The 13,811-nt window shown below is 57.1% G+C and carries 11 protein-coding genes and 2 pseudogenes; 5 read left to right on the top strand and 8 right to left on the bottom strand.

Features of this window, described 5'->3' with window-relative positions; translation table 11 throughout:
• The first annotated feature begins 8 nt into the window (after positions 1-8).
• The 3 genes from CVS30_RS08870 (at position 9) to CVS30_RS08880 (ending at position 3,288) form a co-directional block, all read left to right on the top strand.
• A complete protein-coding gene (locus CVS30_RS08870) occupies positions 9-1,085 on the top strand; it encodes an alkene reductase (RefSeq protein ID WP_110484977.1) in 1,077 nt (358 codons plus the stop codon).
• Between the two features lie 32 nt (positions 1,086-1,117).
• Entirely contained in the window at positions 1,118-1,831 is a 714-nt protein-coding gene (locus tag CVS30_RS08875) for an SDR family oxidoreductase (protein ID WP_110484978.1), read from the top strand.
• Between the two features lie 509 nt (positions 1,832-2,340).
• Entirely contained in the window at positions 2,341-3,288 is a 948-nt protein-coding gene (locus CVS30_RS08880) for a patatin-like phospholipase family protein (RefSeq protein ID WP_245934520.1), read from the top strand.
• Positions 3,289-3,529: 241 nt separating this feature from the next.
• Here CVS30_RS08880 and CVS30_RS18130 read toward each other — a convergent pair whose 3' ends face one another.
• From CVS30_RS18130 to CVS30_RS18565, 5 genes and pseudogenes are all read right to left on the bottom strand, one after another.
• Positions 3,530-3,736 (bottom strand): hypothetical protein, encoded by a 207-nt coding sequence (locus tag CVS30_RS18130; protein WP_110484979.1) that lies wholly within the window; start codon positions 3,734-3,736, stop codon positions 3,530-3,532.
• A gap of 3 nt (positions 3,737-3,739) precedes the next feature.
• Positions 3,740-3,886 (bottom strand): annotated as a pseudogene (locus CVS30_RS18560) (hypothetical protein); the annotation flags it as partial.
• 283 nt (positions 3,887-4,169) lie between these two features.
• Positions 4,170-4,667, bottom strand: coding sequence for a DUF1801 domain-containing protein (locus CVS30_RS08890; RefSeq protein ID WP_245934521.1), 498 nt, complete (start codon positions 4,665-4,667; stop codon positions 4,170-4,172).
• A gap of 57 nt (positions 4,668-4,724) precedes the next feature.
• Positions 4,725-5,609 (bottom strand): VOC family protein, encoded by an 885-nt coding sequence (locus tag CVS30_RS08895; protein WP_110484980.1) that lies wholly within the window; start codon positions 5,607-5,609, stop codon positions 4,725-4,727.
• A gap of 1,200 nt (positions 5,610-6,809) precedes the next feature.
• Positions 6,810-7,654, bottom strand: a pseudogene (locus CVS30_RS18565) (alpha/beta hydrolase).
• Here CVS30_RS18565 and CVS30_RS08915 point away from each other — a divergent pair.
• Positions 7,554-9,593 (top strand): DHA2 family efflux MFS transporter permease subunit, encoded by a 2,040-nt coding sequence (locus CVS30_RS08915; protein WP_306418762.1) that lies wholly within the window; start codon positions 7,554-7,556, stop codon positions 9,591-9,593. The pseudogene CVS30_RS18565 and the gene CVS30_RS08915 overlap by 101 nt on opposite strands.
• Before the next feature lie 238 nt (positions 9,594-9,831).
• Here CVS30_RS08915 and CVS30_RS08920 read toward each other — a convergent pair whose 3' ends face one another.
• The 3 genes from CVS30_RS08920 to CVS30_RS08930 are packed head-to-tail and all read right to left on the bottom strand — an operon-like array spanning position 9,832 to position 12,595.
• A complete protein-coding gene (locus CVS30_RS08920) occupies positions 9,832-10,272 on the bottom strand; it encodes a DUF2177 family protein (RefSeq protein WP_110484984.1) in 441 nt (146 codons plus the stop codon).
• Positions 10,269-12,137 carry an AMP-dependent synthetase/ligase gene (locus tag CVS30_RS08925; RefSeq protein WP_110484985.1) on the bottom strand — a complete coding sequence of 623 codons (1,869 nt, stop codon included), beginning with the start codon at positions 12,135-12,137 and terminating at the stop codon, positions 10,269-10,271. Before CVS30_RS08925 ends, CVS30_RS08920 begins: the two co-directional genes overlap by 4 nt.
• A complete protein-coding gene (locus tag CVS30_RS08930; protein WP_146233378.1) occupies positions 12,134-12,595 on the bottom strand; it encodes a MarR family winged helix-turn-helix transcriptional regulator in 462 nt (153 codons plus the stop codon). Before CVS30_RS08930 ends, CVS30_RS08925 begins: the two co-directional genes overlap by 4 nt.
• Positions 12,596-12,740: 145 nt before the next feature.
• On the opposite strand from CVS30_RS08930, the gene CVS30_RS08935 reads away from it, so the two are divergent.
• Entirely contained in the window at positions 12,741-13,610 is an 870-nt protein-coding gene (locus tag CVS30_RS08935; protein ID WP_110484987.1) for a DUF1295 domain-containing protein, read from the top strand.
• The last annotated feature ends 201 nt before the right edge of the window (positions 13,611-13,811 follow it).

The raw sequence follows: 13,811 nt of genomic DNA on the forward strand, positions 1-13,811 counted from the left end.
TTTTCCCTATGACTTTGTCTTCTCTGTGGCAACCATTCACTCTGGGCCGTGTGGAGCTTTCACACCGCCTCGCGCTGGCACCGATGACCCGTAACCGGGCCAACGCCGACGGCACCCCCGGCGATCTCGTTGCCGAATACTACGGCCAACGCGCGTCTTTGGGCCTCCTGATCACCGAAGGCGTTCAGCCCTCGGCCGACGGTCAGGGCTACCTGAACACGCCCGGCATCTACGCCCCGGAACACATTGCCGGATGGCAAAAAGTTTCCGACGCCGTGCATGCCGGCGGCGGTACGCTCTACATTCAGCTCATGCACGCAGGCAGGACTTCGCACCCGGATAACACCCCGCATCATCGCCAGCCGGTAGCGCCGTCGGCCATTGCATCCGGTGAGGAGATTCCTACCTTGACCGGAAAGCAGCAGATGCCGGTGCCGCGTGAACTCAGTGTTGAGGACATCCAAACCACAATCGCAGACTTCCGTCACGCGGCAGCGTCCGCCATTGCTGCCGGTGCCGACGGCGTCGAAATCCATGGCGCTAATGGGTACCTGCTGCACCAGTTCCTTTCCCCGAACGCGAACCACCGCAGCGATTCCTATGGCGGATCGGTGGAGAACCGTTCCCGCTTTGTCATTGAGGTGGCACAGGCTGTAGCCGAAGAGATCGGTGCGGACCGTGTGGGTATCCGCCTGTCCCCGTCCATGCCGCTCGGTGGCATCAATGAAGGTGACGTTGCCGATGTACGCGCTCAATACCGCCACCTGGTCGGTGAGCTGGCCGAGCTGAACTTGGCTTATCTGCACCTCCATCACGTGGGCGACGATGAGTTGCTGCAGTCCTTCCGTGAGGTATGGCCGACGGCGGTGCTAGTGGTCCGCTATGGCCGCACCCGCGAGCAGCTCGCCGCGGACATCGACGCCGGCTTTGCCGACATCGCGCCCGTGGGCCGGATGGCTCTGGCCAACCCCGACGTCGTCGAGCGCCTGCGAGCCGAGGCGCCCATGAATGAGTTGGACCCCGCCACGATCTATGGTGGCGGAGCAGCCGGATACACCGATTACCCCGTCCTAGTCAACGTCTAAACTTTTCTCTCAACTTGAAAGTAGGAAAATCCATGCCCTCACTTAAGGGAGCAGTCGTTCTGGTCACCGGAGCCAACGGTGGCATCGGAACTCATTTTGTCCATCACGCCCTCGCCCGAGGCGCGGCTAAGGTCTATGCCTCCGCACGCACCCCGCGCGAGTGGGATGACGAGCGGATTGTGCCGCTGACCTTGGATGTCACCGATTCGGCGTCGATTCAGTCTGCGGTCGAGGCGGCAGGGGATGTGACGGTGTTGATCAACAACGCTGGTGCCGCTACGCCCACGCCTGGGATTCTGAGCCACACGGACGAGGAGATTCGTGCCAATGTGGAAACGAACTTCCTCGGCCCGCTCTTCATGGCCCGCGCGTTCGCACCGATCCTCTCGGGCAAGACCGGAGCGGTCATCATCGATATCCACTCGGCGCTGAGCTGGTACGCTGTCGCCGGAATCTACAGCACCACAAAGGCAGCCCTATGGTCGGCAACGAACTCGCTGCGCTTGGAGCTAGCGCCAGCCGGTGTGCACGTGGTGGGAGTGCACGTGGCCTACGTTGACACGGCCATGGCCGCCCACTCCAACGATCCGAAGAAGGACCCCGCGGAGCTGGTTAACGCAGTGTTCGACGCCGTCGAGGCAGGAGAGTACGAGGTGTTGGCTGACGACACCTCCGTGAATCTTAAGGCCGGACTGGGTGCCCCCATCGACGCGTTCTACCCGCAGCTAGCAGCCACAACTGCATAGGCAGGGGCCTGTCGGAGTCGCGGATAGGACGCTTCCCTAGCAACGGTTCCGGGGTAGTTCGAATACCAGTCAGTTGACCGCTGGCCTGCCCGGATATTGTTACCCAACGAGTGTTGATCTCTGCGGTCAGGATAGTCGTTCTTCTAGGGCAGGGCTCAACCTAGGTAGGTCTAGGTTGAGCCCTCGAGGCACTGGGATATGAGAATTAGGAGTCGGGTGCGATGACGAACTCAGGGTGGGAATCAATGTCCAGACCGAGATCGCTGCAGGGGCTATGGAGAGTGTCTGCTTCGCTGCTCGACTCGTCGAGATGCGAAGCAGCTGCCAAGGAAATCCTTGTGGGGCGCTCGGGTGAAGTGATAAATTTTGTCTAATCGTGATTAATGACTAGGAGGTGAGACCCGTGAACGCAGCAACCGTAATGGGCTCTCCCTGCAGTCCACGATTGAGCGGCTAATTTAGCCGCCATTGGGAGTGCCGAACAAGGCTAATCGCGAAAGGCGACTCCCATGAACTCAACACCTTTTTCAACTACCCTCATCACGCCATCTGATACGGCATTGCCGGCAAGCGGTGGAGACTCTCACGATCGAGCACTTGTCCTCGGCGGCGGAGGATCCACGGGCAACGCGTGGCTCATTGGAGTGATTGCTGGGCTCTTCGATGCAGCAGTGGACGTGACAAATGCCGATGTGATCATTGGCACCTCGGCCGGATCTACGGCGACTGCCCAGATCACTGGAGCTGCTCTTCCTCGGCTGTTCGAAGAAACCCTAGCTCCCGTTCCTCTGGCGCGGTCAGCTCCTCGTCGTCCAGCTTCCACTAGTACTAGAACTGCGGATCACTTAGGTAGATTCCGCACACTCATTGATGCTTCCCAAGGTCCGGCCGATATGCGCCGCAAGATGGGTGCAGCGGCTCTGCAGATGGCGGCAGCAACGGACAGTTCATGGCAGTCGCAATGGCGCGCCACAGTTGCCGCACGGCTGCCTGACGTGGAATGGCCACACCAGCCCGTGCTCCTCACGGCGATCGATGCCGAATCTGGTGATCCCGTGGTCTTCAATCGCCATAGCGGGATCGAGTTCGTCGATGCTGTCGCTGCGAGCTGCTCCAGCGGCTTGCCCTACAAGATCGGGGACAGGCATTACCTCGACGGCGGCTTCCGGAGATCCAGCGAGAATGCAGACCTCGCAGCCGGGTACTCACGAGTACTCGTGCTGTCCCCTTTGGATGGACGAAGCCTGCAGCCACCTGAGTGGGGGATGCAGCTCGCTACTCAGGTTGAAGAGCTGAGTGCCACTGGCAGTCTGGTCGAGATCATCATGCCGAATGCAGAAGAAGAGCACTTGTTTGGGGTCAATGCGATGGATCTGTCGATGAGGCCGGATGCCGCTCAAGCCGGCTATGAGCAGGGCAAGGTTCTTGCCCGTCGTGTCTCTGACTTTTGGGGCTGAGCCCGATGCATGAAGTACATGATGGTTCCGGCCACGGAGGGGTCGCGTGGAGGAGCAATCTTGAGAGCGATTTCACCATAGGACGTATTGGACTCGACCGCAATACCTCTCTCGGGGAACTGAACTTGAGGTGATGTATTTGGTGCCGATTAGTTGGTGAATGCGAGGACACTGTCTCACTGAAAACGCATACCTTTGACCGGGAGAACGAGCTTGATGCAACGGCCTTTTGCTAAGAAGGTTACTTGGGGCGGAGAAGTGAATGTTCGGATGGGACAGCATCTACACCCTCGGTAGCGGAGGTTGAGTGCGCTCGATGAGCACGATATGCGTGCCACGTGAGCCACACGATGAAGATGTCAAAGACCATCGGGAGGAGCATGCCCCAGGTGAAGGCAACTACAAGTTCATAGCTTTGGTAAGCAGTGAAGGTGAGCAGGAAAGCCATCGTCTAGTGATAGGCGCACAATGTGTCCTTCAAGACAGCCCAGACCACGACGATCTTTACAGGGCCGTGCAGCGGGAGATAAATCGCGCCGAAGACGGTTGCGGAAACCGTCAGGTTCCCAAGCAAGTGCACCAAGTAGCTGGCGATGAAGTCATGGGGTCTTCGGAAAGCTCAGGCTGAGTTAAGATTTTCACTAGTGAGTGCTGGCGAGCCTATGCGTGAAAGAACCTCGCCCCCGAGTTTCAGAATTCCGTCCAGGGCCTTGAGCATAAGGCTGATCTGGACAACTTTATCTAGCAGGGTTGAACTGGTCTGCGTCCTGGACGTCGACGACCTTCCTTGAAGGAAATGGCGCTGTTCCACGTGTGGCCAAGATTGTTAAGCGGACGCCGATCACTCGACGTTTCTCACCTCAAATGAGACGGTGGAACGCTCAGCGCTTCTTCCCACCCAGACCGGGCACGGCCGCAATTTGCCGCATCCACAGCTCCATTTGATGCTCGTCAATGTCATCGATGGATTCCAATTCCACGCCGCGAGTGGCCTTGCCCATGCCGATAGGGGCCACCGGCGGCACAGGGTCAAGAATCTCGGCACCCTTGATGAACATGACCTTGACGTGTCCAACAAATGCGCCGGAACTAAAGCACCACCCGTCTCCAACGCCGTAGTAGGCCATACCCCACTTCACGGATCGCCGAAGACGTGGCAGGGTTTTAGCGGCAAGAGCATCTACGGCCTCGGCAACACCACGTTGGGGTTGCGGGAGGCTCGCAATGTAGGCGAAGACTGGAGCGTCACCAACGGCTGCTTTCGCAGGGCTCGCCTTGCCCGTCATAGCCGCGAGCAACGGCGCCGAGCTGCGTAGGGGCGCCAGCGCCGACTCGTCCTTTGCTGAGGCTTGGCTTGGACCAGACTCATTTCGTTTCACGAGGCCTCCCTTGGAGCTGCGTGTTGTGACCACGTTTCATGCCCTGCGCTCAGGGCGTCACAGCTCGGCGATGATGAGTTTCTTCATCGAGAGCATCCGCTGATAGGCACCCGGGTGCAGCATGAGTTCGCCCATATTCTGCGGCACGATCTGCCAGCTCACCCCAAAGCGATCCACCACCCAGCCGCATTGTTCGGCTTCGGGCACACTAGACAAGGCCTCCCACACGGAATCGATCTCGTCTTGATCGGCGCAGGAAAGCTCCAGAGATAGCCCCGGTGTAAACGTGAAGTCGTGGATGCTTCCGCCATCCATTGCGGAAAACCATTGCCCCGCAAGCATGAATTCGGCGAACATAATGCCATCCGATGCGCTGGCGTGGGGGACCACCATGGTCGTCGCTGAATCCGGGAGAAGTCCCGTGTAGAGATCCATGGCCTCCTGCGCGTGCGCCGTCGGCCCCGTGAAGAGGAGCTGGGGGATCACGAACGGTCGTGGCTCCCCGGCGGGATCTGTCAGCATAAGCTGCCAGTTCACACCGAAGCGATCCTCAACCCAGCCATAGAGCTTGCTATGTGGATAAACTCCCAGCTCCATACGCACCTGCCCGCCATCTGAAAAAGCAGCCCACACTTCCTGGAGGGTGGCGCGGGCCTGGTCCTCACCGCCGTCGAACATTAACGGATCCATGTTGAGAATGAAGGAGATGGCAGGTGTTGGTCGGAATTCGGCCCCGGCGTTGATGAGACGAAGCTGATATCCACCTACCATGACATCCACCACCAGAGGCTTGCCCGCAAACGGCAATTGGAAGTCCGGAAGTCCTTCCGTGGGATAACTCATCGTGGTCTCGGCCGATGTCTGCGGGAGAACTTTGGAGTAAAACTCTCCCACCTCAGCCGCATTGCCTTGGCACCAAATATTGGGCACGATCCGTTGCATGATTCCTCCTCGAAGCTGTTCCCTTCAGCTTGTCACGGCAGCTTCTGGCCATCAAGAGATTCGGCGGTGGATCGGCCCAAGAAGTGCGACGGTCACCTTTGGTGATGCGTTGGAGAGGACGACGGCGGCACCTCAGTTCTGTCCGCCCACACTAGACGGGTGTGGTGTCCTTTCCTCACCCATCGCCGCCAACAGATCTCCCCGCACGTGCCAAATCGGGCCGATGTATCGAGCTGTTTGCTTCACTGGTGGTGGGCGGTATTGTCAGTTGGTGGATTTGCGCTGCTCAAAGGATATCGGTCGGTTCAGAAGCAGAGCTAGTTTCTGTGCAATTCGGGTTCCCGATCCCGTGGATAACCCAAGATCAGTCACAATTCCTGTATGCCGACTTCCCGCAGATAGTGGAGATGTGGCTCAGCAGAGTCAAGACGGCACAGGTCCCCACCGACTACAGCTGGCTCGGATTCCTCGGAAATGCGTTCATGTGGGGCGCTGTTGCCTGGGTAGTCGGATTCGTCGGAGTGCCATGGATTTTTTCGTGTATTCCGCTCAAAGTAACGAAGTCGGAGCTTCAATCGAGCCAGCGCGTTTCGATCAGATTCACTCTCTAGATCAGTGCAGGGCATGACGCCTCGCTGCGTCAACGAGATGCAGGGTGAGCTGGCACCGGACTTTTGCAGGCCAGAAAAACCGATATCGAATGATTCGGATCGACTCGCAGCCCATCGTGCCTTCGGACTTGGCCAAATGAGGGGTCGTGGTTATGAATCCGGTTGTGGTTTAAAGACCGGGAAGTTATGGACCCGAAGCAATCAATCCAACTTTCGCAGAGCAGTTCGTTCGCGAGCGCCTTTGGCCCCCTTCTTTATGAAGTAGCTGTATTCACCCCGAGGACGCCGGTGTTGACAGTCGAAAGGTCGCTCCGGTCCTATATGGCAGGGCCACTAAATAAAGTGATTGGTGCAAAATGTTGGTGTTTAGCTCGGGATGGGCTCAATCTCGGCGTCGAACGATTACCTGTAGCTATTTTTCGCGTGGGTCTCGACGTGCGGGCAAATATCGGTGCAAGCAGAGAGTGCAGTGTTTAATCTGGCGACTAGTCGAGGGTGATGGGCCGCGCTCGGTGATCGAATGAATGGAAAGGACGCCTCCTTGCCAGCTTTTCTGGTTCTGTGTCAGGCTTCCGCGGAACTGAAGGGGCTACTTGCTGACGGATTCCACAAATGCGAGGCTGTCACGTGAAATTTCGGTGCGGGCGTCGTCACGGGAAATGGTCGGTGTGCCGTCGCTAGATTGTGGCCCATAGTCACCGAAGTTTGCGTGGACGCCCCCTTCGATCACCGTGAAGTTGGTGTCCTTTGGAAGCAGGTCCTTAGAGGCATTGATCTTCTCGGTGGTGGACAATTCGTCGTTGGAGGCGGAGATTGATAGAACGGGTATGGGTAAAGTGCTCATGTCTGAAGCTGGGTAGGATGCGAAAAAATTACACCAGCCACAGGACTAGCTGGGTCTTTGGAGAACGCTTGGGCATCATTGGCCGTGACCGCGCCACCGAGTGAATGGCCACCGAGTACCCAACGCGCTACGGGTGGGTGCTGGGTTTGTGCTGAGGTGAAGGCTCTGGTGGACAGAAAAGCGATACCGAATGGCTGTTTCGGAATTAAAACAACGTGGCCACTTTCGGCCAGTGCTCTTAAGACCGCGGCGTAGGCTCGGGCATCAACGAGGGCGCCTGGCTGGAAGAACACACCTACCTCGCTTGGGGTGCTCGTTGGTGTCATTACTATCTGACTCGCGGACTCGGTGACGGTGAAGGTCTCATCGGAGGTCATGGCCGCGAGGGCAGGAGATGCTGCACCGTAGGGAACCAGCCACCAGATAAGGGCCAAGACCGCACACGACGCCACCAGGCCAATGCCTCTCAGGACCCTAAACCTGCGGCGGGTGATTGTGCGGCTAAGCCAAGAATGCGCGGCAACCGCCGCGCAACTGATGAAAACAATTCCCAAGAGAATCGCATATGCCGGGTGGCCATGGACGAGCATCCCGCCGGTGGAGATGGCCGCCCAGGCGGAAACAATAACGCCAAGGGTGGATACGCTGCGGACTGCCCAGAACAAGAACGTATCAATACGGGATATAGCCTTGGTGCTCCAGGCCGCTAATTCTGCGGGTGTATTCGGTTCCTTAATGGTCATTTTTCGCTCCGAACTGACGACTTGTGTTGGACATCATTCTCCCGCCAAGAAGACCGCTAAGAGTCCCCTTGCCCACGCCTTGGATGTGGAATATTTTTGGAAAAAATACCTACTCTCAGATAGTTCCATCATGGAAATATCTGAGAGTAGTATGGCACGCGTGGAAGCAAACAATGTCAGCAGATACGTAAAACTACGTTGGTTTGGACTTGGGGCCATCAGCTTGTCGGTGGCGCTGATCATTATGGACAGCACCATCGTTGCGGTTGCTGTGCCTGCGATCATCAAGGATCTGGGCCTGAGCACCACGGAGGTGCAATGGATCCAGGAAATTTACACCCTAGTATTCGCTGCCTTGCTGTTGGTCTGGGGTAGGGTCGCAGATCGTGTGGGCAGACGCCGGATCCTTGTAGTGGGGCTTGTGGTTTTCTTGGCTAGTTCGGCTTTGTGCGCTTTGGCGCCCTCAGGGATGTGGTTGATCTCGGCACGTGCAGTGCAGGGGATCGGCGGCTCGATGATTCTTCCCACCACTCTCTCGTTGCTCAACGCCAACTTCCGTGGCAAAGAACGCACCATCGCCTTCGCCGTTTGGGGTTCAACTATCGGCGGCATGGCTGCCCTTGGTCCCATCGTTGGAGGATGGCTCACCTCTTCTTTCTCGTGGAACTGGGCCTTCTTAATTAACGTTCCATTGGGTCTGATGGCCGTCGTCGGTGTCATCTGCTTCGTTGCTGAGTCCAGTGAGGTGGCTACCGGGAAGCTCAACGATTATTTTGGTGCCCTCCTGTCTGTGGTGGGTTTTGGCTCGCTGGTCTTTGGTCTGATCGAGGGCCGGCACTATGGATGGTGGAGCGCTAACGGCGGTGCGCCTTTCAACCTCTTCGGGCTCTCCCCAGTCCCGGCGGCTTTTGTCCTTGCCATTGCTGCACTGGCGGGATTCCTTCTCTGGGAACGATCGAGGCAGCGCTCCAATCGAAGTGTTTTATTGGACCTGTCCTTGTTCAACATTTCCTCATTTTCCCGTGGCAACCTCACGGCATTAACGGTGAGCCTAGGTGAATTCGGGTTGATTCTCACGTTGCCGTTGTGGTTCCAAAACGTGTTGGGGCTCAATGCGCTACAAGCCGGGTTGGCGCTGGTGCCGTTGGCAGTGGGGTCGTTTGTGGCTTCAGGGACCGTCTCTGCGCTGTCTAAGTCTTTTTCCGCTGTGCGGATGGTGCAACTTGGCGTTGGTTTAGAAATCATTTCCATTACAGCATTGGCCCTACTTTTGAAGACTGATTCGTCCATCTGGATGACCTCGGGAATTCTGTTTTTCTACGGCATTGGGGTGGGTTTTGCCACTGCCCAATTGACTCAAGTGGTGCTGGCTGATGTCCCGGTCCAGCAGTCGGGCCAAGCCGCATCGACACAGTCCACGGCCCGTCAAGTGGGTTCTGCATTGGGCATCGCTATTCTGGGCACAGCATTGTTTAGCACCCTCAAGAACTCGACGGAAACCCAGGTTACCGAGATCGTCTCCCAGTTTCCGCAATTGCAGGGCGCGGTGGACTCAGTAACGAGTAGTTCTGGGGGAACCATCGCGGCACTGGCGGGCAATCCACAGACCGCCGCTATAGCGGAGGCGGCCCGAAATGCGCTGACCCAAGGGGTATCAGTAGCGGCCTGGATCGCTGCGGCAGTCTTAACCTTGGGATTGTTGACGAGTCTTAGGCTCAAACCCTCGCTTCCCTCTGGCGCGAAGCCCGAGCAGGCCGCTGAACCCAGCGAAGAGACCTCTCAGTAACATCACAAGCTACGACTGAGATGCACTACTGGGGCAGGAAAGTTGTAGAAAGGATTTTTCCCCTGCCTTCCGGGGTGTCCTCGTCCAGTAAGGCCTTCATCACCACGGAGTAGAGGGCTTGGGAAACACGATGGCGCCGTTCGAGTGACGCAGGGACCGACATGCCAATTTCGCCCCTTGGGGATCGTCAGGTTCAGATCCGCGGCCGTGGTCTCTCAGCTTACGGGCTTGTTCCCAACTAGGGCACGGGTTGCTGCCTGCGGCTTTTCTTTAGTTCCCTAGAGACCATAAGCGTTAGCCATACCACCACGCCGGAGGCGCCAGTGCCCCAGAGGATGTCTGTAATAGCAACACCGAGTGGGAAGTCCTTCAGGATTGAAAATGCCGTCAGGGCCCAGGTTGCGTAACTGAAGAAACCAAAGAGCGCCCCCGCGGCTATGCGTTGGCTCAGCGGTGCGTTCAGCTCGAGTGGGCGGACGCCGTATTGCACTATTCCTGCCACAAAGATCAAGTAAAAGAATCCAGCTCCGGCCAGTTGGGGTTCAGCGGCCATCAGCTCAGGGATGCTCCGCTGGTACTGCGGCAGCGCAACCGTAAGGATCCACACCACGTCGATGACTGCGAAAATCATTGCTGCGAGAATATAGTGCAGGAGCCATGATTTGCTGCGAGAAGTCATACTTGTGACCCTGTCTCTGCGTATATTTTGTCAATGAAGTTCAGCGAACGGTCGGTAAAGATGTTCCGTTTGAGCTTCATGGTGGGGGTCACTAGCCCGTTGGCTTCACTGAGGTCGGCTACCAGCAACACGATCTTCCGGACCTGTTCCGAGCGGGCAATCTTGGAGTTGGCCGCGCCCACCACTTTGCTGATGGCTTTGCGCAGGCGAGCGTCGTCTATTTCCACGCATCCGCCGTCGTCGGGGGTTTTCAGGCTTTGAAGGTCGGTGAAACCCTTACTTTGCGCCCATTCTGAGACGGAGCCGGAGTCCAAGAGGACCAGTCCTCCCAAGAAGGGTTTGCCCTCGCCTACCATGACTGCGTGGGCTATCAGTGGATCATTCTCCACATAGCCTTCCCAGATAGTGGGTGACACGGTCTTTCCTCCGGCGGTAATAATGACGTCCTTGATGCGGCCGGTGAGGGTGAGTCGTCCTTGATCATCGAGAACACCGGTATCTCCGGTGCGGAAGAAACCGTCTTGGAACGCGTGAGTGTTATCCGCAGGCCTGTTGTATCCGGCAAAGACTCCAACGCCACGGGCTAGTACCTCGCCGTTCTCCGCGATGCGTATGGTGGTTCCGGGCATAGGAACGCCCACAGATCCTGACTTGATGGAGCCCGGCAAATTTCCCGTCAATGGCGCCGTGGTCTCTGTCAGCCCGTAACCCTCAATGACCGGCAAACCCAGCCCCCGAAAGAACAGCGACAATTCGGCGTCGAGGGCAGCTGCTCCGGAGAGAAGATACTCTAGGCGCCCGCCCACGAGTTTGCGGATGCGGGAGTAGAACAAGCGGTCAAAGAGTTCATGCCGAGCCCAGAGTAAGAGCCCAGCTTTCCTGCTGGGATCACTTTCGCGCTCCTGACTCAGAAGCCCCCAGTCCACTGCGCTTGCCTGGGCCACAGACCACAGGCCCCCAAGGTTCTTCTTCGCGGCGGCACCTGCCGCAGAGGCCTGAATCTTCTGCAGTACGCGTGGCACGACAACCAAAAATGTAGGCTTCAGAACCCCCAATGCCGGCACTATTTCCTTGGTCTCACCGAGATGAGCAATGCGCATGCCGTTGGCCAGACAAATCAGTTGCAAGCCACGGGCCAGCACATGGGCCATGGGGAGAAAAATGATGGTGTTCCCGGATTCCTTGACCACCTCGGTATAGGCCCCAGCAACACTGAGAACCTGGCCCACAAAATTGCCGTGTGTGATGAGTGCGCCCTTGGGGGCGGCGGTGGTTCCTGAGGTATAAACAATGGTGGCCACTGAATCTAGGGTGGCCAGCAGGCGTCGATCCTCTAGTGCTTCTAGGGTTATATCCACGCCGCCATGGATCAGCTCTGTCAGCGTTGCCCCTGGACCTGCGTCCATGGTCCAGAGTTGCCAGCCGGACACGCCGGTCTGCATAAATCCTTGCTCCAGTAACTGGGCATGTTCTGCAGTTCCCGCCACGGCGAAGCGCACCGAGGCGTCTTGAAGGATAGCCGAGACCTGATTTAGTGCCGATGTCTCATAGATGGGCACCACCACGGCAGAAGCAAACCACGCGGCCATATCCACCAGTGCCCACTCGTACCGGGTGGGAGACATGATCGCCAGAGTTTCACCGGGCTCCAACCCGGCCGCCATCAATCCCTTCGCCAAGGCCCGGACTTCAGTAACGAACTCGCTAGTGCTGACGCCCCGCCATGGATCGGTGATGGAACTCTGGCTGGAACGTACCTCAAAGGCGATGTGATCTGGTGCGATGCGGAACCGTTGCATGAGCAATTCAGTGGCATTGGGGTAATCGGAGGCCCCGGGCAAGGCTGGTGTGGTGATCTCTTTCATGTGTTGTCCTTGCTAGAAAGTGTCTGCAGATGTGTGCGCATGAGATCTTGTGTTACGTCAAGAAAATCAATCACCGTGGTGATTTGATCAGACGGGAGGGCTTGGAGCTGTTCGGAGAGGACCGATACTAAGGGGAACGTCAGGTTCAAGATGCGTTGGGACGCTTCCGGGCTTGCTGACAAGGTCACCAAGCGCCTATCTGATTCGCTGCGCTCACGGGTCACATAGCCGTGTAATTCCAAGCGGTTGGTGATAGCGGTGGTAGTGGCAGCGGTATAGCCCAACTCCTCGGCCAGCCGCCCCGATGTGAGTGGCCCTGACTCCGCTAGCGCACACAAGGCACGGTAATCGGTGAGGTTAAGACCCAGTATCAGCGCCATCTCCCGTTCGCTTTCCCGGACCAGAGCCACCAGAGCCCGGAGAGTTCCAGCAACGGGTTCGCATGACGATTCACTCACGGCTTTCCTCACATTCTTAGGCTTCCAGCATAGTCAATAAACTTTGATCATCAAACCAATTTGAAGAAGCTAGAGTGTATGTACTGGGAGCTTCGTCACCAATGAAGTCTCCACTCACAGCCCCATTCAAGAGAGGTCACCTCCCATGAAACAGTCTGATCGTCAGGCACTCGCTATTTTTCCCGTGGTTTTGCTGATCGGAGCGTTACTCGCACTGGCTGGCAGTAGTGGCGGTAGCCTCATCGGAGCTATTCCCACCTTCACTATCGCGGTAGCAGCTGCTATCGCGATCCAGTGGATCGTCTTCATTCCCTCTTTCATCAAACAAACTGAGAAGTTCTATGACATCACCGGAACATTGACCTATGTGTCCATCACAGTGATGATTCTCCTGGTGACCCCCGAGCTCGATGCCCGATCCTTGATCTTGGGTGCCCTAGTTTTGGTGTGGACATTAAGGCTAGGCATTTTCTTGTTCCGGCGTATCAACAAGGCCGTTAAGGACGATCGCTTCGATGCACTCAAGCCCTCTTTTGCTCGGTTCTTGAATGTCTGGACTATTCAAGGACTGTGGGTCACGTTTACGGCAGCGGCAGCATGGGTTGCCATGACTTCGGGAAATTCGGTCCCACTTGATGGCTTCGCGCTTACCGGATTGATCGTATGGGTGCTGGGAATCGGCATGGAAATCATCGCTGACCAGCAAAAATCACGCTTCAACGCCAACCCTGCAAATAGGGGCAGATTCATTTCCACTGGCCTGTGGTCCCTCTCACGCCACCCCAACTATTTTGGTGAGATCCTCTTGTGGATCGGCGTCGGCATCATTGCCTTCCCTGCACTAGAAGGCTGGCAGAACATCGCGCTCATCTCACCGGTCTTTGTCATCTTGTTGCTGACGAAGGTCAGCGGGGTGCCGTTGCTGGAAAAGAAGTCGGATTCCAAGTGGGGCGGACAGGCCGACTACGAAGCCTACAAGTCGAAGACACCAGTCCTGATCCCTAAGTTCTTCTAAACCCACCGGCTCACGGTGCTTTTTGCTCGAACCGTGGGTTCCAATTATCAATACGGCACCTCATCATGGATCAGACATGTCTGCCGCGCCGCGCCGGTGTTGCCATTTGACCGGGGTGGCCACATAGCCAGCGTTCATAATGAGAGTGTTCAATTACGAGGATTGCAACGTTTGATAGGGGGTGCGCTGCGCACGGAAATT

Source organism: Arthrobacter psychrolactophilus, from assembly GCF_003219795.1.
GTDB lineage: Bacteria > Actinomycetota > Actinomycetes > Actinomycetales > Micrococcaceae > Specibacter > Specibacter psychrolactophilus.